Origin of the sequence: Delftia sp. K82 (assembly GCF_002193035.1) — a bacterium.
In the GTDB taxonomy this organism is placed as follows: domain Bacteria; phylum Pseudomonadota; class Gammaproteobacteria; order Burkholderiales; family Burkholderiaceae_C; genus Comamonas; species Comamonas acidovorans.
This window is the reverse complement of record NZ_MYFL01000001.1, coordinates 2,134,477-2,158,123: the sequence shown is the minus strand read 5'-3', so window position 1 is coordinate 2,158,123 and position 23,647 is coordinate 2,134,477. Positions and strand designations below refer to the sequence as shown.

Here is a 23,647-nt window from a genome sequence, read left to right as displayed (position 1 = left end):
CCGACATGAACAGTTCCAACATCAGCCACCAAATGCCCTGGGGCGGCGACGCCGACACGGGCCGTGCCGAAGGCGCGGCCAGCGCCGCGCCCGCGCCTGCCGGCCAGGAGCCGCTGCGCTCCAACCTGCCCGACGTGGTCAGCGGCGGCAACCCGCTGGTGGCCGCCGCCAACCGGCTGCTGAACCTCATCCCCCAGATCCGCGCCATGGTCACCAACGAGGACCCACGCGCGCTGCAACAACTGCTGCTCGAGCACATCCGCGAGTTCGAGCAGCGCGCAGGCGCCAGCGGCGTGCCCATGGAAACCATCATCGGTGCACGCTACTGCATCTGCACGGTGCTGGACGAAACCGCCGCCCAGACACCCTGGGGCAGTGCCGGCGTCTGGCCCAAGCACAGCCTGCTGGTCGCCCTGCACAACGAAACCTGGGGCGGCGAGAAGTTCTTTCAGCTGCTGGCCCGCCTGGTGCAGACGCCGCACCAGCACATCGACCTGATCGAGCTGCTGTACTACTGCGTGATGCTGGGCTTTGAAGGCCGCTACCGCGTGATCGACAACGGCCGCGCCCAGCTGGAAACGCTGAAGGCGCGCCTGCTGCAGCTCATCGAATCGACGCGCGGCGACCGCAGCAGCCTGCTGTCCGTGCACTGGCGTGGCGTGCAGCGCCTGGCCTCGCCGCCCTGGGCCATGGTGCCGCTGTGGGTGGCGGCTGCCATCACCTTGCTGCTGGCGTTCTTCATCTACCTGTGGTTCAGCTACCGGCTGTCCAACAGTTCGGACGACCTGTTCGCCGCCATCAACGAGATCCGCTTCCCGCGCACCTCGGCGGCCGCCACCGTCGCCACGCTCAAGCCGCGGCTGCGCCAGTTCCTGGAGCCCGAGATCCGCGAAGGCCTGGTCAGCGTGCGCGACGAGGCCGACCGCAGCACCGTCATCCTGCGCGGCGACGGCCTCTTCGACCCGGCCGCCACCGTCGTCAAGCCCCGCTACGTGCAGGTCATCCACCGCGTGGCAGCGGCCCTGGACGAAGTGCCGGGCAAGGTCGTCGTCAACGGCTACACCGACAACACGCCCATCCGCACGGCGCGTTTCCCGTCCAACTGGAACCTGTCGCAGGAACGTGCCCAGGCCGTGTCCCAGATGCTGGGCGGCTCGCTGCGCGACCGCCAGCGCCTGCATGCCGAGGGCCGTGCCGACAGCGACCCCGTCGCCCCCAACAACACGGCAGAAGGCCGGGCGCTGAACCGGCGGGTGGAAATCGTCCTGCTGGTCGCTCCCCAGCAACGTGACCAGCAACTGCAGGCCCTGCCTGCCGCACCCGAGACCAGGAACTGATCCCATGATCCGTCGCATCGCCTCATGGCTGTTCAACCGCTACATGCTGGAGCTTCTGGGCCTGGTGGCCCTGAGCCTGCTCATCTGGTTCGTCGGCCCGCTCGTCTTCATCCAGCCCTACCAGCCACTGGGCAGCCCCACCGTGCGCTGGTGGATCATTGCCGGCCTGTTCATCCTCTGGTTCCTGCGCCTGCTGCTGCGCTGGTGGCGCGCACAGCGCATGAACGAGCACCTCATGACCGGCCTGGCCCGCCTGACCTCGCCGCGCGAGGCGGACGGCACGCCCGCAGCAGGCTCCGAGGAAGTGGCCGAGCTGGAGTCGCGCTTCAAGGAAGCCCTGGACACACTGAGCAAGACCCGCTTCGGCCAGACCGAAGGCGGCCTGTTCGGCCGCTGGAACAAGCGCTACATCTACCAGCTGCCCTGGTACCTGATCATCGGCTCGCCGGGCTCGGGCAAGACCACGGCCCTGATCAACTCGGGGCTGGACTTCCCGCTGGCGGCCCAGTTCGGCAAGCGCGCCATCCCCGGCATAGGCGGCACGCGCAACTGCGACTGGTGGTTCACCGACCAGGCCGTGCTGCTGGACACGGCCGGCCGCTATACCACCCAGGAAAGCGATGCGGAGCAGGACAAGGCAGCCTGGAAGGGCTTCATGCAGCTGCTCAAGCGCTTTCGCGGACGCCAGCCCGTCAACGGCGTGATCGTCACGCTCAGCGTGCAGGAACTGCTCAGTGCCAGCGACGCCGAGCGCGCCCAGCTGGCCCAGCTGATCGGCCTGCGCCTGAGCGAGCTGTGCGAGGAGCTGACCATCCGCTTCCCCGTCTACGTGCTGGTCACCAAGAGCGACCTGCTGGCGGGCTTCAACGAGTTCTTCGGCGCCATGAGCCGCGAGGAGCGCGCCCAGGTCTGGGGCTTCACCTACCCCTATGACGAAAAGACCCAGCGCTCGCCCGCCAGCGACCCGCAGGCCGCCAGCGCCCTGTACATGGAGGAGTTCGACGCACTGGTCGCCCAAATCAACCGCCTGCTGCCCCAGCGGCTGATGACCGAGCCCGACCTTGCGCGCCGCAGCCTGCTCTACGCACTGCCCCAGCAGTTTGCCGGCCTCAAGGACGTGGTGCGCGACACGCTGGATGCGGCGTTCTCCGCCTCGCGCTTCAAGGAAAAGCCGCTGCTGCGCGGCGTCTACTTCACCAGCGGCACGCAGGAGGGCATGCCCTTCGACCGCGTGATGTCGGCCCTGTCGCGCCGCTTTGCGCTGCGTGGCCGCTTGCCGGCCGATGCCGTGCCACAGCAGGGCCGCAGCTACTTCCTGGAGTCGCTGTTCAAGGACGTGATGTTCAACGAGTCCGGCCTGACCGGGCGCAACGCCAAGAAAGAGCGCCAGCTGCGCCTGATGCAGGCCGCCGGCCTGTGCGCCCTGCTGCTGGCCCTGGGCGGCGCGGCCCTGGCCTGGACGCTGAGCTACGAGAACAACCAGCGCTACCTGAACGAAGTGGCCGACAACGCCGGCACGCTGCGCCAGGCCGTGGAGGAATCCAAGGCCACCGACCCCGACAACGTGGTCGCCCTGGTGCCCATGCTCAACCATGCGGCGCGCGTGGCGCAGAGCAGCCGCTTCGAGGAATCGGCCCCGCTGGGCTGGCGCTGGGGCCTGCTGCAGGTGCCCAAGGTGCAGACGGCCGCCCACGCCACCTACCTGCGCCTGCTGGAAGACGCCTGGCTGCCGCGCCTGAGCAGCCATGTCGCGCGCTCGCTGCGCCAGGTCAGCACCGGCAGCCCCGAGGCCAGCTACGAGACGCTCAAGGCCTATCTCATGCTCTATGAGCCCGACCACTTCGACGCCACCTTCGTCAAGGCCTGGCTGCGCAGCGATTGGGAAAACACCCTGCCCCAGCATCTGGTGCAGGCCGGCCTGGTGGACCAGCTGTCCGAGCACCTGGACCGCCTCATCGACGGCCGCGTGGTGGTCTCCGCCCAGCCCATCGACGCCAACCTGGTCGCCGAAGTGCGCCAGCGCCTGGCCCAGATGTCGCCCGCCCAGCGCGCCTACAGCCGCCTCAAGCAGCTGCTGAACACCGGCGACAAGCTGCCGCCCGACTTCAGCGTGGTGCGTGCCAGCGGGCCCGAGGCGCCCCAGGTCTTTGCGCGTGCCAGCGGCAAGCCGCTCACCCAGGGCATCAGCGGCCTGTTCACCTATGACGGCTACCACGGCCTCTTCCTGCACGAGCTGCCCAAGGTCACCACCTTGCTGGCCAAGGAGGAAACCTGGGTGCTGGGCCAGGCCGAAGGCCGGCGCAGCGTGGCCCAGGAAGTGCTCACGGGCCAGCTGGCCAACGAGGTCAAGCGTCTGTACCTCATGGAGTACGCGCGCCTGTGGGAAACCTTCCTGGCCGACATCCGCCCCATACGCACGGCCTCGCTGGAGCAGGCCGGCGAGCAGGCCCGCCTGTACTCGTCCGCCAACTCCAGCCTGGAGCAGTTCATCCGCGCCGTGGCCCGCGAGACCACGCTGGCCCGCCGCCCGGACCAGCAGGAAGGCGGCAGCTCGGGCAGCACCAGCAGCTGGCTGGGCGAGAAACTGCAGCGCATCCGCGAGGAACAGCACCAGCTCAGCCGCCTGACCGGCAAGCCGCTGAACGTGGGCGGCATGCTGGCCACCGGCACGCTGGAGGCCGACATCGTGGACTTCCGCTTCCGCGAATACCGGCGCCTTGCCACCAGCAACGGCTCGGGCCCGGCGCCCATCACCGCCAGCCTGCAGGTGCTCAACGAGGCGGCGGCCGTCATCGCCTCGGCGCGCCAGCAGGTGATCCAGGGCGGCGGCGTGCCTCCCTCGCTGAGCGGGACGCTGGAGAAGGTGCGCTCGGAAGCCAAGCGCGTGCCGCCTCCGCTCAACAGCATGTACGAGGCCCTGGCCACGTCCACCTCGTCCTTCGTGGGAAGCAGCGTGCGCAGCACGCTGGGCGGCAACCTCAACGCCACCATCGGCGACTTCTGCCGCCGGGCCATCCTGGGCCGCTACCCCTTCACGCGCAGCGCCACGCGCGACGTGACCACGGACGACTTCGCCCGCCTGTTCGCCACCGGCGGCACCATGGACGAGTTCTTCCGCACCCAGCTGCAGACCATGGTGGACATCTCCACCGTGCCCTGGACCTTCAAGCAGGGTGTGGACGGCACGCCGGTGGGGGGCTCTGCCTCGCTGGCCGCCTTCCAGCGCGCGGCCTCCATCCGCGACGTGTTCTTCCGCGCAGGCGGCAACACGCCCAGCATCCGGCTGGAGATCAAGCCGCTGGACATGGACGCCTCCATCTCCCAGATGGTGCTGGACGTGGACGGCGAAATCGTGCGCTACCAGCACGGCCCGCAAATCCCCAAGGCCGTCTCCTGGCCGGGCACGCGCGGCACCGGCCAGGCCCGGCTGCAGATCACGGCCGCCGGCGCCCAGAACACCGGCATCGTGACCGAAGGCCCCTGGGCGCTGCACCGCCTGTTCGACCGTGCCCAGATCCTGCCGGGCAACTCGCCCGAGCGTTTCACGGCCATCTTCACCATCGACGGACGCAAGCTGCGCATGGAAGTCACCACCAGCAGCGTCCTCAACCCATTCCGGCTCAAGGCCATGGAGGAATTCGAATGTCCGGACCGGCTGTGAACGCCATGACCCTCCAGCGACCCTGCGCCGCCTGGTGGGGCAAGCTGCCAAGCCAGGGCGATTTCGTCGGCCGGCGCATGCCCCACGCACTGACCATGCGCTGGGACGAGTGGCTGCGCAACGGCATGGACCAGCTGCGCAGCGATGCGGCCGACAACTGGTCCACGCGCTTCGTGCACTCGCCGCTGTGGTTCTTCCTGTGCCCCGCCTCCATCCTGGGCCAGCCCATGGTGGGCGTGATCGGACCCAGCTCCGACCGCATCGGCCGGCTCTTTCCACTGGCCATCATGGCCACGGTGGACGGCAGCTCCGGCATGCCGGCGTCCGACCAGGACATCGAACGCTTTCTGAGCGGCGCACGCGATGCACTCATCGACGCCCGGCGCCTGCCCCTGTCAGCCCAGCAGCTCGACGAGCGGCTGGCCACCCTGCAATGGCCGTTCCAGCAGGACGGCCGCACGCCGGGCAGCGCCTCCATCCACAGCCTGCTGGCCGACCTCGACATGGGCACCTCGCAAGGCAACGCCGCGCGCCTGCCGCGCATGGACTGGCGCGCCTGCATGCGCCCGGGCTCCACCACCTCCGTCTGGTGGATCTCGGCCACGCCGCGCCACGCCCCTGACGAAGTGGTCCAGCACGAAGTGCTGCACCGCCGCCTGTTCACCCGGCTGTTCAAGGGCGCCTGAGTTCGTCCAGATCGCACCGTCCACTCCACACCATACCCAAGCAATACCGACCCGCCCATGGCCAATATCCAGGACCTGCTGACCGAGACCGCCGCCGAGCCGCCCTGCGGCCCGGACCTTACCTATGACAACGATTTCCAGGCCATGGAAAGCGCTGCGCAGGGCAAGGTAGAACAGCAGTTCGGCGACACCGTCATCCCCGCCGAGCCACCGGACTGGCGCGACGTGGAGCGCCAGGCCTCGGCCCTGATGCAGCGCACCAAGGACCTGCGCGTGGCCGTGCTGCTGTGCCATGCCTGGACCATCCTGCACGGCCTGCCCGGCACGCTGCAGGGCCTGCAGCTGTGCGGCGCCCTGCTGGAGCGCCACTGGGAGCATGTCCACCCCCTGCCCGAGGATGGCGACGACTACTTCATGCGCATGAATGCCCTGGGCACCCTGTCGGACGTGACAGGCTTTGTGCGTGACCTGCGCAACGCCGACTTCCTGCGCGGCGCGCTGGGCCAGATCAGCGTGCGCGACGCCGAACTGATGGCCAAGGGCAACGTGCCCGAGGACCTGCCGCACCTGACCGCCGACGAATTGCGCATGGCCTCGGCACGCGCGCATGCCGAGGGCCACGAAACCCTGCTGGCCGTCACCCCTGCGCTGCAGGAACTCGACCGGATCCGCGCCTGCTGCGAACAGCACCTGCCCAGCCACCAGCAGCCCGAGCTCGACGGCCTGCGCCAGCTGCTGCTGGCCCTGAGGCAATGGCAGCCCCAGTCCACAGCCGATGCCGACACGGCCGCCGAAGCCGATCCGGCCGCACAAACCGGTACAGAGGGCGGCACGGTGGCCCACCCCGCGCCAGGCTCGGCACCCGCCCCGGCGCGCAACCGCGAACAGGCGATTGCCCAGTTGCTGGAGATCGCCGCCTTCGTGGAGCGCACCGAGCCCTCCAACCCCGCCCCCCTGCTCATCCGCCGTGCCGCCCGCTTCATGCGCATGGGCTTCATGGACATCCTGCGCGAACTGTCGCCCGACAGCCTGGCCCAGGTGGAAGTGATCACGGGCGCCCACCTGCAGGACCAGCAGACATGAATGCCAAATGCTGTTTCATGGCCCTGGGCGTGGGTCTCTCGACGCCAGCCTTCGCAGATGCCGGTGCACGGCCTGCAAACGCCATCGAGCGCATCACGATCCGCGACGGCACCGCCAAAAGCGAAGACCCCCGCATCCATTGCGATTCACTGCGCATTGACGAAAAGCGCGCGCGCTACTTCCTGCGCCACGCCAAGCCCAGCAGCCAGTTCAATTACGCGCATGCCTATGAAACCGGTAGCTGCAGTGCCCGTGCCGTCGTGCGCTTCAAGGGAGGCCGCCAGGTCAACCTGACCATCGACAGCGGCACGGGCTGGGGAACGGCGGAGAACAAGCGCTCCATCGCCTACCTCTACTGCGAGGAATGCACGGACCTGCTGGACCCGGACTTCGCTTTCAAGGAGCTGGCTGCCCCATGACACCCACCCCATCCACCTGTTTCCACACGGCCTCTTGCGCCCTCAGCCCTTCGGTCCGCCGCAAGGCGGGACTCCAGGCTTTTTACTTCTGCGACCTATTTTTTTCTTGAAAGGAACACCCGCATGTCGCTCACCAAAACCGGCAAGAGTGGTCAGAAATTCATCGCGCGCAACCGTGCGCCGCGCGTGCAGATCGAGTACGACGTCGAGATCTACGGCTCGGAAAAGAAGGTGCAGATCCCCTTCGTGATGGGCGTGCTGGCCGATCTGTCGGGCAAGCCCGTCGATCCGCTGCCCGAAATCGCCGACCGCAAGTTCCTGGAAATCGACATCGACAACTTCGATGCGCGCATGAAGTCCATCAAGCCCCGCGTTGCGTTCCAGGTGGACAACACGCTGACGGGCGAGGGCAAGCTCAACATCGACCTGAGCTTCGAGAGCATGGAGGACTTCTCCCCCGCCGCCATCGCGCGGCGCGTGGGCGCGCTCAACTCGCTGCTGGAGGCCCGTACCCAGCTGCACAACCTGCTTTCCTATATGGACGGCAAGCAGGGCGCCGAGGAGCTGATAGGCAAGGTGCTCAAGGACCCTGCGCTGCTCAAGTCGCTGGCCGCCGCGCCCAACATCACTGCCCCGCAGGCCTTGGGCCCTGCATCCGAGGCTTGAGGCAGCACATCAGGAAGGCAAGCACGTCATGAATACCGCAACCCAACTCGAACAATCGACCCAGGCGCTGGCCGGCAGCGAATTCGGCAGCCTGCTGCAAAAGGAATTCAAGCCCAAGACCGACCAGGCCCGCGAAGCCGTGGAAGCGGCCGTGCAGACACTGGCCCAGCAGGCCCTGGGCTCGGCGATCACGCTGTCCAACGATGCCTACCAGACGGTGCAGGCCATCATTGCCGAGATCGACCGCAAGCTGTCCGAGCAGATCAACCGCATCATCCACCACGACGACTACCAGAAGCTCGAAGGCGCCTGGCGCGGCCTGCACCACCTGGTGACCAACACCGAGGTGGACGAGATGCTCAAGATCCGCGTCATGAACATCTCCAAGAAGGAGCTGCACCGCAACATGCGCCGCTTCAAGGGCGTGGGCTGGGACCAGAGCCCCGTCTTCAAGAAGGTGTACGAAGAGGAGTACGGCCAGTTCGGCGGCGAGCCCTTCGGCTGCCTGGTGGGCGACTACCACTTCGACCACAGCCCGCCGGACGTGGAGCTGCTCGGTGAAATGGCCAAGGTGGCTGCCGCGGCCCACTGCCCCTTCATCTCGGGCGCGGCGCCCGCCATCATGCAGATGGAATCCTGGCAGGAGCTGGCCAACCCGCGCGACCTGACCAAGATCTTCACCAATACCGAGTACGCCGCCTGGCGCAGCCTGCGCGAGTCCGACGACGCCAAGTACATCGGCCTGGCCATGCCCCGCTTCCTGGCACGCCTGCCCTACGGCGCGCGCACCAACCCGGTCGATGAATTCGACTTCGAGGAAGAGACCGACAGCGGCGACCACGGCAAGTACTGCTGGGCCAACTCGGCCTACGCCATGGCGGTCAACATCAACCGCTCGTTCAAGTACTACGGCTGGTGCACCTCCATCCGCGGCGTGGAATCGGGCGGCGCGGTGGACAACCTGCCGGCCCACACCTTCCCCACCGACGATGGCGGCGTGGACATGAAGTGCCCCACGGAAATCGCCATCAGCGACCGCCGCGAGGCCGAGCTCGCCAAGAACGGCTTCATGCCCCTGGTGCACCGCAAGAACTCGGACGTGGCCGCCTTCATCGGCGCCCAGTCGCTGGCCAAGCCCGCCGAGTACTACGACTCCGACGCCACGGCCAATGCCAACCTGTCGGCGCGCCTGCCCTACATGTTCGCCTGCTGCCGCTTCGCGCATTACCTCAAGTGCATCGTGCGCGACAAGATCGGCTCCTTCCGCGAGCGCACCGACATGGAGCGCTGGCTCAACGACTGGATCATGAACTACGTGGACGGCGACCCGGCCAACTCCTCGCAGGAGACCAAGGCCCGCAAGCCTCTGGCCGCCGCCGAGGTGCAGGTGCAGGAAGTCGAGGGCAACCCCGGCTACTACACCTCCAAGTTCTTCCTGCGCCCCCACTACCAGCTGGAAGGCCTGACCGTGTCGCTGCGCCTGGTGTCCAAGCTGCCTTCCGTGAAGCAGGGCGCGAAGTAAGACTGCCCGCCTACCTGGCTCCTGGTGCCGACACGCTCGCACCAGGGCCAGGCCCCATAACAAGAAACAGGCCTGGAGAAGCTTTCCCCTCCAGGACCCAACTCAGAGAGGCTTTTCATGCCCTGGAATGTAGACAACGCCGTCGCCACCCTGCAGACCAATGCCCGCGCCAGCTCGGCCGGCTACTGCGCGCGCTATGTGCGCGATGCGATCGGCGCTGGCGGCATCGCACTGCAGCGCACGCGCGATGCCAAGGACTACGGCACCAGCCTGGTGGCCGCCGGCTTCACACGCTACGACGCCATGCCTGAAGGTGGCTACAAGAAAGGCGATGTGGCCGTGATGCAGGGCTTCACCTCCTCGCCTGCAGGCCACATGCAAATGTTCGACGGAAGCGTCTGGATCTCGGACTTCAAGCAGAACGGCTTCTGGGCAGGCCCCGGCTACCGCACCCACAAGCCCGCTTTCAAGATCTACCGCCATCCCTGATGAGCCCATTGAGCCACGCCATGAACGCCTTTTCCAAAGCCTTCTTCACCCTGCTGCTGGCCGGCACGGCCTGCGCCACGGTGCAGGCCGCCCCCACCACGACAACGGCAGCGGACATCACCACCCTGTTCACCGACGCCCTGCATTGCCGCATCGAGTTTCCCGATGGCCGCGACGAAGCGCTGGCCCAGCGCCTGCGCGCCCAGGGCGTGACCGTGGTGGACCGCGCGCCCGGCGAAAGCCTGGACCTGCTCTACCTGTTTGCCACGCCGCTGGAGATCGATGGCACGCAGGTGTCCTCCATCACCGTGCGCGGCGGCAGCGGCAGCATTGTCGCGGCGCGCGCCACGGGCAGCCTGCAGGCGCTGGTCCAGCGCACCAAGGCCCGGCCGCAGGCGCGCAGCAGCTGGAACCTGGAAGGTTTCGGCGAGCTGCCCGCCCAGTACGCACGCGCCATGCCGCTCAGAAAGGGCCTGGACGAGACGCCACCGCGCATCGTCATCGGCCATGTGGCCGGCGAGGCGCCCGACGCCGTGCGCTGGGGCTGCCGCTCCTACGACGACTGACCGGGGCGCAGCCGCACCCCGCCCCTCTCTTTTTCCTGCGTTTTCACCATGCCCCTGCCCAGCTTCACCTCACAGCTTTCCCTGGACGAGCAACTCAAGGCCCTGAAGGACCAGATCCGCCAGGCCCCGGCCTCGGCGCCCCTGCGCGTCTACTACTTCCAGCTGCTGTGCGTGCTGGGCGAATGGCAAAAGGCACTGGAGCAGCTGCAGCTGTGCGCCCAGCTCGACCCGTCGTGCGAGCCCATGGCGCGCGCCTACCGCGAGGCCATCCGCTGCGAAGTGCTGCGTGCCGAGGTCTTCGCCGGCAAGAAAAAGCCCTTTCTCATGGGCGAGCCCGCGCAATGGCTGGCCTGCCTGATCGACGCCCTGGCCCATGAAGGAGCGGCCGCCCAGGACCTGCGTGCCCGCGCCCTGGACGAGGCGCCCGCCACGGCCGGCCACATGGGCGAGCACCGCTTCGAATGGCTGGCCGACAGCGATACCCGCCTGGGGCCCGTGTGCGAGCTGCTGGCCCACGGCAGCTACTACTGGCTGCCCTTCGACGCCATTGCACAGATCGGCTTCGAGCCCGTGCAGGACCTGCGCGACCTGATCTGGCTGCCCTGCGAGGTCACGCTGCGCGAGGGCGGCGCGCTGCAGGGCTTCATGCCTGCGCGCTATCCGCTGGCGCCCGGCGATGACGATGCCGTCCGCATGTCGCGCCGCACGCAGTGGAGCCCGCTGGACACAGATGCCTCCGATCCTGACGAATCCGCAGGCCACGTGGCCGGCCACGGCCAGCGCACCTGGGTCACCGACTCCGAGGACTTTCCCATGCTGCAGGTACGCCAGCTCACGCTGAGCACCGCTGCCTGATCCCCCGCCCCTTTTCCCCATCCGCAAGACCAGACACCTGCCCACAATGTCCGCATCGATTGCCTTCACCCTCTTCCAAGTCAACTACGCCAAGTCCATCGCCGATGAGATGGAAAGGCGCCAGCTGGATGTCCTGGTGCTCACGCCCCTGGAGTACCTGGGCATCCTCGCGGACAAGGCACGCATCGACCCGCGGCTCGCCTCCCGGCTGCACGCCATCCTGGCGCAGACTCCGCTGGGCGAGTACTGGACCAAGGTGATGAGCCCCAACGTGGGCGAGCCCTGGGTCGCGCCTGCGGCCCTGGGCTCCATGGATGCCTACATGATCGCCAGAACCCTGCAGGCCCTGGGCATGGCCGGCGTGGGCTCCTATGTCAAGACCACGTCCAGCGGCACCTACATCATCATCAGGGGCCATGCGGGCCTGCGCGGTCACCTGCTGCGCGGCACGCGCTACCTGGCCTCCAACCCGCGCATGGTGCAGATGGGCCTGGGCATGCGCGGGCTGCAGAACGTGGCCAGGGGCGGCTTCATCCTGGGCGTGGTGGTCTCCAGCCTCATCGAGTCGCTGGACTTCATGTTCAACGACGAAAAGACCATGCACGACCTGGTCGGCGGCATTGGCGTGGAGGCCGTCAAGGCCGGCCTGGCCACCATGGTGGGCCTTGGCATAGGCGCTGCCGTGGCTGGCGCCACCGCCGTGGCCGTGCTCCCGCTGGCCGCCATGGCTGTGGCCGTGCTGGTCACAGGCATGGCGCTGAATGCAGCCGACCAGAAATGGCAGATCAAGCAAAAGGTGATTTCCGCCCTGAAATCCCTGACCGATGACACGCCCCAGGGCCTGTACCGCGTCAACACCCAGTCGCCCGAATGGAAGAAGCTGAACCAGGACAACGGTCAGCAGCCCGACGGTGACATCGCCTGCGCGCCCGGCCCCGGCAGTACCGGCCTCTTGTGCAGCATCAACCGCCAGAAGTGACAGGGACCGAATACTCCATGCAAGACCGCGTCCGCCAGAACCGCAGGAACGCCATCTGGGCCATCCCCCTTGGCCTGGCCCTGCTCGCGGCCAATGCGTACCTGGTGCTGGCGGAGATTGCGCCCGACATCCGGGGCCTGCTCGATCGCGCGCCTGCCGTCAGGATCACGCCGCTGTCGCCACTGGCCATCACAGCGCTGGCCTTCCCGCTGGTGATGACTGCAGCGGTCATCGCCAATGCCATTCCCTGCAGCAAGACCGTGCTCAAGAAGGTGGAGTACGCACTGATGGGCGTCCTCGCCATCAATGTGCTTTCCATTGCCGTGTCCTTTCTGGTAGTTGCGCCACTGCAGCACTACGCCATGCCCCGGATGGGATATGAGCGCTGCAACATCCTTCAAGGCCATCCCAGCATGTACTTCACCGACTGGGTCAGCAACCCCGCATGGTGCGTGCGCGGCAAAAGCCGTGAATGGGTGAATGAGCAGGCGCTGCGGACGAAAGAGTCCTCCAGCCTGCCCTCCCTTTCCAGCCACTTCAGCTCCTGAGGACCCTGCATGCGCCCCAGTCCCCTCAACCCCATGCCCACGCTGCGCACGCGCCAGAACCAGGCGACCGCAGCCAAGGATCGGCTGCAGCCCGCCCTGCTGGACCGGTTGACCGACCATGAGCCCCATCTGCGCACCGAGCGGCCCGACGCGGTCTTCGTGAACGAATCCCGCCTGCGCGAGGCCCTGCTGCGCGACCTGGGCTGGCTGCTCAATGCGCGCGATGCCTGGGACCACGTGGAGATGGAGGGGCTGGAGCATGTGCAGCGCTCGGTCATCAACTACGGCATGCCGCCGCTGGCCGGCCAGCTGCTTTCCGAGCTGGACTGGAGCCATGTGGAGCGCAGCATCCGCGAAAGCATCCTGGCCTTCGAGCCGCGCATCCTGCCCAAGACGCTGGCCGTGACGCTGCTGGCCTCCACCGAGCAGCTCAACCACCACAACACGCTGCAGTTCGAGATCCGCTGCCAGTTCTGGTCCATGCCCTATCCGCTGGAGCTGCTGCTCAAGACCAGCCTGGACCTGGAGACCGGCCAGGTCTCGCTGCAAAACCTCAGGGCCTGAGCCCGGACGCCGCCACACACACCATGAATCCCCGCCTCGTCGAGTACTACAACCGCGAACTGGCCTATCTGCGCGAGCTGGGCGCCGAGTTCGCCGCCGCCTTCCCCAAGGTGGCGGGCCGCCTTTCCCTGCACGACACCGATGTGGCCGACCCCTATGTGGAGCGCCTCCTGGAAGGCTTCAGCTTTCTGAGCGCGCGCATCCAGCTGAAGATGGATGCGGAGTTTCCGCGCCTGTCCCAGCGCATGATGGAGATGGTCTGCCCCCACTACCTGGCGCCCACGCCATCCATGGTGGTGGTCCAGCTCAAGCCCAGCGCCAAGGAAGGCAACCTCGTGGACGGCTTCACCTTGCCTTCGGGCAGCGTGCTGCGCACCCACAAGTCACAGGAAGAGCAGACCATCTGCGAATTCCGCACCGGCGGGCCGCTGACGCTGTGGCCGCTGGAGATACGCCAGGCGCGCCTGGGCGGCCCGGCGCTGGACCTGCCCCATGCCCTGGTACCCCAGCTGGGCGAGGCCGGCGGCCACCTGCGCCTGCAGCTGGCCACGCTGGACGCCTCGCAGTGCATGCAGCTGGCGATGGACCAGCTGTGGGTCTACATCCATGCGGGCGATGTCGTCGCCTCCCACCTGCAGGAACTCATCCACACGCAGACGCTGGCCATCGTGGTCCACCACCCGCAGGACCCGCGCCAGGTCTGGGACGTGCTGCAGCCCGATGCACTGCGCGCCGAAGGCCATGACAGCGAGCAGGCGCTGATCCCCTATTCGCACCGCGCCTTCCAGGGCCACCGTCTGCTGCACGAGTACTTTGCGTTTCCCGCACGGCAGCGGTTCTTCTCGATCAACGGCCTGTCGCGCAGCATGCGCCGCATTGCCCATGACGGCGTGGGCATCACCGTGCTGCTGCGCCGCGCCGCGCCCACGCTGGAGCCGCAGATCGACGCGGCCAAGCTGCTGATGCACTGCATTCCGGCCATCAACCTGTTCGAGTACACGGCGGACCGCCTGCATGTGGCCTCCAACGTGCACGAGTACCACGTCATTCCCGACCGCACGCGGCCGCTGGACTTCGAGGTCTATGGCGTGCAGGCCGTCACCGGCCACCACGAAGGCAAGACCCAGGACCGCGAATTCGCGCCGCTGTACGCATCCACGCACGGCCTGCACTCCACCGAGCAGGCCTACTTCACCACGCGGCGCGAGCCCCGGCTGTTTTCCGAGCGCAGCCTGCGCAGCGGCCCGCGCACGCAGTACCTGGGCTCGGAAGTCTTCATCTCCCTGGTGGACCAGCGCGAGGCCCCGTTCTCCGACGACCTCAAGCAGCTGTCCATGCACACCCTGTGCACCAACCGCGACCTGCCCCTGCTCATGCGCGTCAACCAGCCGGGCGGCGACTTTGCGCTGCAGGAATCGGCGCCCGTGGAATGGGCCCGCGCCATCGCCGGCCCCAGCGCGCCCATCCCCGCCGTGGCCGACGGAGGCCTGACCTGGCGATTGATCTCCCACCTGAGCCTGAACTACCTAGCCATGACCGATCTGTCCGACGAGGAAGGCGCGGCCACGCTGCAGGAGCTGCTGCGCCTGTACCTGGACCTGGGCAACCACCAGTTGGCCGGGCAGATCGCCGCCATCCAGGGCATGCGCATCGAACCCATCACGCGCCGCCTGCCCCAGCACCGCCAACTGGTCTACGGCCGCGGCGTGGGCGTACACCTGAGCGTGGACGAGCCGGCCATGGCCGGCGTCAGCCCCTGGCCCCTGTCCAATGTGCTGGAGCGATTCTTCGCCCGCCATGTGGGCGTCAACAGCTTCACCGAGCTGCAGCTGCACTCGCGCCAGCGCGGCCCCGTCGCGCGCTGGACTCCGCGCCCCGGACAAAGGCCCGGCATATGAGCAACGCCGCCCACGCCCCCCTGCCCGAACCGGAACACCCCCAGTCTGCGGCTCCAGCTCCAGCTCCAGCTCCGGCGCCCGCGCGTGCGCCCGTGCAGGCCGCCGGGCCCGACGACGCCCGGGCGCGCCTGTTCTGGCAGCGCCTGAGCGCCAAGCCCTACCAGTTCGACCTGATGCACAGCCTGCGCTACCTGCAGGCACGCCATCCCGCGCTGCCGCGCCTGGGCCAGGCCACGCGCCCCAAGGACGAGCCGCTGCGCCTGGGCCAGGACCCGTCGCTGGCCTTCGCCCCCGCCACCATTGCCGAAATCCTGCCCTCGCGCGCCGGCGAGCCCGAGCGCATGACGGTCTGGAACTTCGGCCTCTACGGCCCCAACGGCCCGCTGCCCACGCACATCACCGAATACGTGCGCGAGCGCCTGCGCCAGCATGACGACGCCACGCTGGCACGCTTTTCCGACATCTTTCACCACCGCATGCTGCTGCTGCTGTTCCGCGCCTGGTCGGACGCACAGCCCACCGCATCGCTGGACCGCCCGGGCGAAGACCCCTTTGGCCGCTACATAGACAGTTTCATAGGCGCCGGCCTGCCCAGCCAGCGCGCGCGCGACCACGTGCCAGACCACGCCAAGCGCTTCATGGCCGGCCATCTGACCCGCTGGACGCGCAACCCCGAAGGCCTGTGCCAGGCCCTGTCGCACTACTTCCAGATTCCCGTGAAGCTGGAAGAAAACTGCCTGCACCACCTGGAGCTGGAGCCCGAGCAGCAGACCCGGCTGCAGGGCCGCCCCTGCAACTCGCGCCTAGGCGTGGACGCCGTCGTGGGCTCGCGCGTGCCCGATGCGCAAAGCAAGTTCCGCCTGGTGCTCGGCCCGCTGGGCCTGGCGCAATACCAGCAGCTGCTGCCCCAGGCCGCACTGTTCCAGACCCTGGTGGACTGGGTGCGCAACTACCTGGGCATCGAATTCGCCTGGGACTACGTGCTGGTGCTGCGCCGCCAGGAAGTGCCCGCCGCCCGGCTGGGCAGCAGCACCCAGCTGGGTTGGACCACCTGGCTCACCCACGCCGAGCCCGCCCAGGACGCGCGCGACTTCCGCCTGGACCCCGAAGCCTGGCTGCGCCAGCGCCGCCAGCCCGTGCGCGGCCGGCGCCCGGGCCCCAGCCCTCGAACCACTGAATCCCCGAACCACTGAATCACCACTTCCCTGCTCGCACACATGCCCACCGTACAGATCAAGTTCCTGCACAACGCACCGGTCCCTTCCACGCTGACGTTGGTCGAAGGCAACCGCCTGCGCGTCAAGCTCGAGGCCGTCGCAAAGACCTACAAGCTGGGCGCCAGGATCGATGCGCCCAGCATTCTTGCGGCCCAGCCCCCCGCCCACAACGCCCGCGCCGACAGCTGGCAATTCGACTTCGTGGCCCAGCAGCCCGGGCTCACCAAGCTCAGCATCGTGGCGGTGCAGGGAACCGGGCTCAGCGTCATGCCCGCAGCCATCACCGTGCAGGTGGAGAAGAGCATTTCGCTGCCTGCGGAGAAGACGACGGAGGGGATGCTGGTACGCCTGCTGTTGGCCGAGAACTTCTCGCCAGACGGCGCCCCCCGAAACGTCGCATGGAAAGCTTCCGACGTCCTGACGTCCATGCGCTGGATGCGTCGCGTCATCGAGAACCGGCTCAAGAGCGGCAAGCCCGAGGAGTTCATGGCCCGCGGTGCAACCACCATCGCCGACATCATCAAGGCCAACGACCGAGGCATGGTGCAGTTCCATGGCTTTCCGACCTATCCCACGCTGAACCAAAACATGCAGGAAAACCTCACGGACTACCTGCAGATCGCCAACAACGGCCTGCATGGCAAGCGGACGGCGTACCAGCAGTTTGTACAAGCGGCCATCACTGTTGCCTCCGAACCGCTCGCTGCGGATCCCACAAGCACCGGCCTGTATGCCTGGCGATCGGAAGGCAGTGGTTCGCCCGGTCCGGATTTCAAGGTGCACGCCACGCTCATGGGCAACACCTTCTACACGCATGCCCGACTGCGCAAGCAGGACTAAAGACCCTGTCCCACCAACTCCCGACACCATGCCCATGCCACAACCCAAGAGTTCCTGGCTACCCGCCTGCCGCATACGATGGACTGCATGTCTAGTGGCCACGCTGGCTCTGTCTGTCTCCGCGCCTGCCCATACATCTGAAGCGGCAGACAACGCCACCGCTACGCCAACACCAGCAGCACCCCGAGATCCCGTTCCCGCCGACTTTTCGCGCCCCAGCAAGGCAAGCATCCCCTCGCCCACCGTGCTGCGCGCCTACCTTCAGCTCAAGGAAAGGCGTGCAGGCACATCCATGGCGGGGAAGCCCCAGCACTTTTGCTTTGTCCAGCAGCGCTCCACGCCACCCGAAGATCCAGGACCCTTCGTCTGGATGATCTGGCAAGACGGCGGCGAGATTCTCAATCTGGGTCGGCTGCCGGCCCAGGTCCACGCGACGGCGCAAGAGGCCGAAGAAGACGGCCAAGGCTTGGCACGAAGCAAGTCCATCCACCTCGCCACAGACGTCCGTGAAACGGCAGAGGAAATCTACGGCAGCAGCTTTCTCGTCGAACGCGCCTGGGTGAACAGACTGCTGGCGCAGTGCAAGGCCAAGGGCCGCACCATCAAAGTGGCTCCTGCCCGATAGCCGCATGCCGCATATCGGACGCAACCGCTTTCCCGGGCCATGCCGTTTCAGGCAAGGCCGTCGCCTGCTCGCAAGGTGTCTGCTGGCCACCCTGGCGGGATTGGCTCTGCCTTTGCTGGCAGCGCCGGAAAGCGGGCGGGCCTCCGATTTCTCGCGTCCGGCGCAATCCCTGACTCCTTCTCCAGCCGCCCTGCGTATCCATTTGAAGAGCCGCCAGGCATCGACTGGCCACGGAAAGCCTGCAGCCCTCCAGCGCTTTTGCTTCGTGCAACAGCACAACCGCAGCGCAGTCCCTGCGCGATTGTCGGTCTGGATGGTCTGGCTCGAAGGTGGCCAGATCGCCAATCTGGGACAGCGCCGCTTCACCGCCAAACCATCGCCGGATGAAGCGCAATGGGATGGCGATGCCTTGTCTGAAGCCAAGGCTATTCACCTCGCCACCGACGTCCGTGAAACGGCGCAGGAAACGACCGGCAGCAGCATCCTTGTCGAACGCACCTGGGTCGACCGGCTGCTGGCGCAGTGCCAGGCCAAGGGCCGCAAGGTCGAAGTCCGCCCCCTCCGCTAGCCGGCATGCCCGGCCCCCATTCATCCACTCTTTTTCCGCACCCAAGACCCATGACAGAAATCAGCCGCCAATCCCTCTTCGGCAAGCTCAACCCGCTGCTGTTCAAGTCGCTGGAAGGCGCCACCGTGTTCTGCAAGCTGCGCGGCAATCCCTATGTGGAGCTGGTGCACTGGTTGCACCAGCTGCTGCAGGAAAACGATTGCGACCTGATCCGCATCCTGCGCCACTTCGACATCGCCTCCGACCGCCTGGCCGCCGATGTGCTTCGCCGCCTGGACCAGCTGCCGCGCGGCGCCACCTCGATCAGCGACTTCTCCGAGCACATAGAGACCGCCATCGAGCGCGGCTGGGTCTATGCCACGCTGATGTTCAACGACAGCCAGATCCGCAGCGCCTATCTGCTGTCGGGCATGGTGCGCACGCGCTCGCTGGCCAATGAGCTGCGCTCCATCTCGCGCGAATTCGACAAGATCTCCGAGCCCGCGCTCAGCGACGCCTTCGCCCGCCTGCTGCCCGACTCGCCCGAGGCACGCATGCGCGCGGCCGATGGCAGCGGGCTGGAAGGCACGCCGGGCGAAGCCAGCCAGGCCACGGGCGTCGCACCCGGCCAGGGCGGCGCGCTGCAGCAATACACCGTGGACCTGACGGCCCGCGCCAAGGCCGGCGAACTGGACCCTGTCACGGGCCGCGACGACGAGGTGCGCCAGATGGTGGACATCCTGCTGCGCCGCCGCCAGAACAACCCCATCCTGGTGGGCGAGGCCGGCGTGGGCAAGACCGCCGTGGTCGAAGGCCTGGCCCTGCGCATCGCCCAGGGCGACGTGCCGCCGCCGCTGCAGGGCGTGGAGCTGCGCGTGCTGGACGTGGGCCTGCTGCAGGCCGGCGCCAGCATGAAGGGCGAGTTCGAGAACCGCCTGCGCGGCCTGCTGGACGCCGTGCAGTCCAGCACCACGCCCATCGTGCTCTTCATCGACGAAGTCCACACCCTGGTGGGCGCGGGCGGCCAGGCCGGTACGGGCGATGCCGCCAACCTGCTCAAGCCCGCCCTGGCGCGCGGCACGCTGCGCACCATCGGCGCCACCACCTGGGCCGAGTACAAGAAATACATTGAAAAAGACCCGGCCCTGACCCGCCGCTTCCAGCTCGTTCAGGTGCATGAGCCCGACGAGCCCCGCGCCGTGGACATGCTGCGCGGCGTGGCCGCCAAGCTGGAAAACCACCACCAGGTGCGCATTGCGGCCGACGCGGTGGCCGCGGCCGTCAGCCTGTCGCACCGCTACATTCCCTCGCGCCAGCTGCCCGACAAGGCCGTCAGCCTGCTGGACACGGCCTGCTCGCGCGTGGCCATGGCCCTGCATGCCACGCCCGCCCAGCTTGAAGCCGTGCAGCGCCGCATCGAGGCCCTGGGCGTGGAGCAGGAAGTGCTGCTGCGCGAGGCAGCCCTCGGCCTGCCCACGGCCGAGCGCCTGCAGGCGCTGGAAACCGACCTGGCCAGCCTGCGCGACCGCCAGGCCACACTGGCCGAACGCTTTGGCCAGGAAAGCGCGCTGGCCCGCCGCATCCTGGAAACCGAGGCCGCCCTCATGGGCCTGAAGCCGCCCGTCTTCTCCACCGGCGCCGCCGCAGACCCGTCCGCTGCGGCACCGGAAACGGCCGCCGAAGCCACCGCAACCGAACCTGCCGTGCCCCCCCAGCGTGGCCGCGCTGGAAGCGCTGCGCCGCCAACTGGCCGAGCTGCAGGGCGATGCCCCACTGCTGCAGCCCGTGGTCGATGCCGGCGTGGTCGCCGCCGTGGTGGCCGAATGGACCGGCATTCCCGTGGGCCGCATGGTGCGCGACGAGGTGCAGTCCGTGCTCTCGCTGGCCGACACGCTGGAGAAGCGCGTCATCGGCCAGCGCCATGGCCTGGAGGCCATCACGCGCCGCATCCAGACCTCGCGCGCGCGGCTGGACGACCCGGGCAAGCCCATCGGCGTGTTCCTGCTGGCCGGACCCTCGGGCGTGGGCAAGACCGAGACGGCGCTGTCCCTGGCCGAAGCCCTGTATGGCGGCGAGCAAAACCTCATCACCATCAACATGAGCGAGTTCCAGGAGGCGCACACCGTCTCCACCCTCAAGGGCGCGCCACCGGGCTACGTGGGCTACGGCGAAGGCGGCGTGCTCACCGAGGCCGTGCGCCGCCGCCCCTACAGCGTGGTCCTTCTCGATGAAATCGAAAAGGCCCACTCCGACGTGCACGAGATGTTCTTCCAGGTCTTCGACAAGGGCTGGATGGAAGACGGCGAGGGCCGCTACATCGACTTCAAGAACACCGTCATCATCCTGACCTCCAACGTCGGCTCGGACCTGATTGCCAACATGTGCCGCGACCCGGACCTGGCGCCCACGCCGGAAGGCCTGGCCCAGGCCGTGCGCCAGCCGCTGCTGCAGACCTTCCCCGCCGCGCTGCTGGGCCGCCTGACCGTCGTGCCCTACTACCCCATCTCCGACGCCATGCTGGAGCAGATCATCCGGTTGCAGATGCTGCGCATACAGCGGCGCATCGAAGAGCGCCACGGCGCGCAGTTCAGCTTCGACGAAGCCGCCGTGGACTTGGTGCGCCGCCGCTGCAGCGAGGTCGAGTCCGGTGCGCGCATGGTGGACGGCATCCTCACCCAGAACCTGCTGCCGCGCATGGCCACCCACTTCCTGCAGGCCACCGTGGAAGGCCAGGAACTGCAAAGCCTGCACGCTGGCGCCAGCGGCGACGACTTCACGCTGGACGTGCGCACCCGCGCTGCGGAGCCCGCATGAACGGGCGCCGTCTTCCACTCGCCACCACGGCCGTGATTGCCGCCGCGCTGCTGGCCGCCCCGGCCGCGCAGGCGCTGGACCTGGGCGCCATCGGCCAGGCTGCCGACACCGTGCAGCGGGCCTCGGGCGCCGCCACGGCCGGCCAGCAGGCGCTGGAGGCCGGCCGCAGCGCGGCCAGCACGGCCACCAACGCGGCCACCGGTGCCGCCAGCGAGGCCCGTGCTTGGTGGGACCGCAACCAGGCCCAGCCCGAGGCGGCACAGTCGCCGCCCTCCGGCGCCGCCCCCGTGCAGGACGACCAGGGCGGCCCACGCCGCGTCATGGCCGTGCTGGGCGATGCCTGGACGGACAGCGCCCGGCGCGGCCAAGCCGTGGTCGCGCTCATGGACCAGGGGCCGTACCTCGTGCAGCGCCAGGCCGCCCATGTGGCGCCGGCCAAGTCGCAATGGCTGGCCCTGCCGCGCGGCGACAGCACCGGCGTGGCCATCGAACTGCCCAGCGACCCCGACGGCACGACCTATGACCTGTCCACCGGCCGCGCGCGCCCCGGTGGCCGGGGCGTGCGCATCTTCGCCCTGTCCGTCCACGCCGACGTGCCCCAGCGCGCGGGCCGGCGCAGCCTGGACGCCATAGAGCAGCACGCCATGCTGCGCGCCAGCTCGGTGCGCACCGAATGGCCGCGCCAAAGCGGCGACATCCTGGAGCCCACGGGCGGCAAGCTGCTGGTCTGGGCCAGCGATGCCACGCAGCGCTTCCCTTCCGGCTTTGGCGCCGACGGGCGCCTGTTCACCGCCGACGACCCGATGGTCACCCTGCCGCGCGGCTACACCGTGGTCACGCTGGAGCCGCAGGGCCTGCGCTTCGACCGCGCCCGGGAAATCGCCCTGGCCTTCCACGCCGTCCAGCCCGCGCAGGACATCGACCTGTCCCGCCTGGGCGCAGGCGATGCGGCCCAGGCCCTCATCGGCCTCATTGCCGAGCGCCACCCGCTGGCCGCTGCCAGCGGCTTCGATGCCGGCAAGCTGCGTGCCGACTACGGCCAGCGCCTGCAGACCGCCGCCGAGCGCGGCGACAGCGCCGCACAGGCCCAGGCCCTGGCAGAAATGGGCCAGCGCCTGGGCGATGGCCAATACCGCGTTCTGCTGCCCGGCGGCCAGGCCTGGCCCGCCCGCACAGACCGGGGCCTGTCCCCGCAGCTGCTGGCACGCGGCAGCGTCAACATGCCCATGCCCCGCACCTGGCTGCGCGAGGACGGCCGCATCGCCATCACCAGCGTGGCGCCAGGCTCTGCCGCCGCCAAGGCGGGCCTGCAGCCCGGCAGCGACATCCTCGCCATCGAAGGGGAAAGCCCGGCACGCTACCTGGACCGCATTGCCCCCGCCTCGCTGCGCGCCGGTGCCGAAGCCCGCCGCGCCGACCTGCTGGCGCTGGACCTGGGCACGCCCGCCACGTTGAACCTGCGCACCGCAGCCGGCACACCCAACAGCACATCCAGCAACCAGGAACAGAACCTGCGCCTGGACGCCGCCCCCGCCGCCACCACGGCCCTGCCTGCGGCCGAGCCCGCCCTCGCCTCCTTCCTGCTGCGCAGCGCCCAGGGCGGCAACCTGGCCTACATCGCCCTCGACAGCTTTGCCGACGGCGCCACCGGCCAGCTCAACCGCTGGGAGGGCGCCCTGGCCGCCGCCACCCAGGCCAGGGTCACGGGCCTGGTCATCGACCTGCGCGCCCACCGGGGCGACGACGCCTACCAGCTGGTGCCCCACATGCTGGCCTCGCTCTACACGCGCGACAAGCCGCTGCGCATGCAGGACGCCGCCCAGCGCCTGTTCGACCCCGCCGCCCGCGTCTGGCGCAGCCGTGGCGGCCTGGGCCTGCCGGCCCAGCTGCCGCTGGCCGCCTCGGGCACGCCCTTCACGGCCCCCGTCGCCGTGCTCACCGGCCCCGGCTGCGCCGGCCCCTGCGAACTGTTCGCTGCCTGGCTGCAGCACAGCCAGCGTGCCGACATCGTCGCCACCAGCGCCACGGCTGGCGCCACCGGCCCCGCCACGCGCGTGCACCTGCCGGCCGGCTTCATCGTGCAAGTCCCCCTGCTCGCAGAAACCGGCCCCGCTGGCGGCAACAACCCCGCCGCACAAGCCCAAGGCGTGACCCCGCGCCTGCGCGTGCCCGTGGACGCGGCCTTCACCGCCTCCATCCAGGCCGGCGGCGACCCGCTGCTGGACGCTGCCGTGCTCCACCTGGATCGCAGCCGCACCGCGCAGGCGTCGCGCTAGACCCACAAGCCCTTGCCGCCATGCCACCGCACCTGAACCCCGCCCGTTTCGTGAC

19 protein-coding genes and 1 pseudogene are annotated in these 23,647 nt (G+C 68.5%); all 20 read left to right on the top strand.

The genetic code is table 11. The annotated features are described in order from the left end of the window. Nucleotides 1-5 precede the first annotated feature (5 nt). The 20 genes and pseudogenes from KDK82_RS09570 to KDK82_RS09475 all read left to right on the top strand — a co-directional run bounded on the left by KDK82_RS09570 (nt 6) and on the right by KDK82_RS09475 (nt 23,592). Nucleotides 6-1,337 carry a DotU family type VI secretion system protein gene (locus KDK82_RS09570; RefSeq protein ID WP_034393865.1) on the top strand — a complete coding sequence of 444 codons (1,332 nt, stop codon included), beginning with the start codon at nt 6-8 and terminating at the stop codon, nt 1,335-1,337. A 4-nt stretch (nt 1,338-1,341) separates the two neighbouring features. Further along, entirely contained in the window at nt 1,342-4,998 is a 3,657-nt protein-coding gene (tssM, locus tag KDK82_RS09565) for a type VI secretion system membrane subunit TssM (RefSeq protein ID WP_088164705.1), read from the top strand. Next, entirely contained in the window at nt 4,980-5,684 is a 705-nt protein-coding gene (tagF, locus tag KDK82_RS09560) for a type VI secretion system-associated protein TagF (protein ID WP_034393871.1), read from the top strand. Before tssM ends, tagF begins: the two co-directional genes overlap by 19 nt. A 57-nt stretch (nt 5,685-5,741) precedes the next feature. Continuing rightward, nucleotides 5,742-6,767: a type VI secretion system protein TssA gene (tssA, locus tag KDK82_RS09555; protein ID WP_088164704.1), complete on the top strand. Its 1,026-nt coding sequence runs from the start codon at nt 5,742-5,744 to the stop codon at nt 6,765-6,767. Beyond that, on the top strand, nt 6,764-7,186 hold the full coding sequence (locus KDK82_RS09550; protein ID WP_088164703.1) for a hypothetical protein: 423 nt from the start codon (nt 6,764-6,766) through the stop codon (nt 7,184-7,186). The genes tssA and KDK82_RS09550 overlap by 4 nt, the downstream gene beginning before the upstream one ends. Nucleotides 7,187-7,309: 123 nt before the next feature. Beyond that, entirely contained in the window at nt 7,310-7,852 is a 543-nt protein-coding gene (gene tssB, locus KDK82_RS09545; protein WP_013802360.1) for a type VI secretion system contractile sheath small subunit, read from the top strand. Nucleotides 7,853-7,880: 28 nt separating this feature from the next. Further along, complete coding sequence (gene tssC, locus KDK82_RS09540) at nt 7,881-9,374, top strand: type VI secretion system contractile sheath large subunit (RefSeq protein WP_012205676.1); 1,494 nt, start codon at nt 7,881-7,883, stop codon at nt 9,372-9,374. Nucleotides 9,375-9,491: 117 nt separating this feature from the next. Beyond that, nucleotides 9,492-9,863 carry a hypothetical protein gene (locus KDK82_RS09535; protein ID WP_013802359.1) on the top strand — a complete coding sequence of 124 codons (372 nt, stop codon included), beginning with the start codon at nt 9,492-9,494 and terminating at the stop codon, nt 9,861-9,863. 20 nt (nt 9,864-9,883) lie between these two features. Beyond that, entirely contained in the window at nt 9,884-10,429 is a 546-nt protein-coding gene (locus KDK82_RS09530) for a hypothetical protein (protein ID WP_256974433.1), read from the top strand. Nucleotides 10,430-10,477: 48 nt separating this feature from the next. Further along, nucleotides 10,478-11,284: a type VI secretion system accessory protein TagJ gene (locus KDK82_RS09525; protein WP_088164701.1), complete on the top strand. Its 807-nt coding sequence runs from the start codon at nt 10,478-10,480 to the stop codon at nt 11,282-11,284. A gap of 46 nt (nt 11,285-11,330) precedes the next feature. Beyond that, nucleotides 11,331-12,263 (top strand): hypothetical protein, encoded by a 933-nt coding sequence (locus KDK82_RS09520; RefSeq protein WP_043823013.1) that lies wholly within the window; start codon nt 11,331-11,333, stop codon nt 12,261-12,263. Between the two features lie 17 nt (nt 12,264-12,280). Continuing rightward, a complete protein-coding gene (locus KDK82_RS09515) occupies nt 12,281-12,811 on the top strand; it encodes a hypothetical protein (RefSeq protein WP_088164700.1) in 531 nt (176 codons plus the stop codon). A 9-nt stretch (nt 12,812-12,820) separates the two neighbouring features. Beyond that, nucleotides 12,821-13,375 (top strand): type VI secretion system baseplate subunit TssE, encoded by a 555-nt coding sequence (tssE, locus tag KDK82_RS09510; RefSeq protein WP_012205683.1) that lies wholly within the window; start codon nt 12,821-12,823, stop codon nt 13,373-13,375. 23 nt (nt 13,376-13,398) lie between these two features. After that, nucleotides 13,399-15,273: a type VI secretion system baseplate subunit TssF gene (tssF, locus tag KDK82_RS09505; RefSeq protein ID WP_012205684.1), complete on the top strand. Its 1,875-nt coding sequence runs from the start codon at nt 13,399-13,401 to the stop codon at nt 15,271-15,273. Next, nucleotides 15,270-16,466 carry a type VI secretion system baseplate subunit TssG gene (gene tssG, locus KDK82_RS09500; protein ID WP_088164699.1) on the top strand — a complete coding sequence of 399 codons (1,197 nt, stop codon included), beginning with the start codon at nt 15,270-15,272 and terminating at the stop codon, nt 16,464-16,466. Before tssF ends, tssG begins: the two co-directional genes overlap by 4 nt. Before the next feature lie 81 nt (nt 16,467-16,547). After that, on the top strand, nt 16,548-17,330 hold the full coding sequence (locus KDK82_RS09495; RefSeq protein WP_256974432.1) for a hypothetical protein: 783 nt from the start codon (nt 16,548-16,550) through the stop codon (nt 17,328-17,330). Between the two features lie 244 nt (nt 17,331-17,574). Next, nucleotides 17,575-17,955, top strand: a complete 381-nt coding sequence (locus KDK82_RS33115) for a hypothetical protein (protein WP_256974431.1) — start codon at nt 17,575-17,577, stop codon at nt 17,953-17,955. Nucleotides 17,956-17,959: 4 nt separating this feature from the next. Further along, nucleotides 17,960-18,523, top strand: a complete 564-nt coding sequence (locus KDK82_RS09485; protein WP_088164696.1) for a hypothetical protein — start codon at nt 17,960-17,962, stop codon at nt 18,521-18,523. A gap of 50 nt (nt 18,524-18,573) precedes the next feature. Next, a pseudogene (tssH, locus tag KDK82_RS09480) lies at nt 18,574-21,316 on the top strand (type VI secretion system ATPase TssH). Continuing rightward, on the top strand, nt 21,313-23,592 hold the full coding sequence (locus KDK82_RS09475) for a S41 family peptidase (protein WP_088164695.1): 2,280 nt from the start codon (nt 21,313-21,315) through the stop codon (nt 23,590-23,592). Before tssH ends, KDK82_RS09475 begins: the two are co-directional and overlap by 4 nt. Nucleotides 23,593-23,647 lie beyond the last annotated feature (55 nt).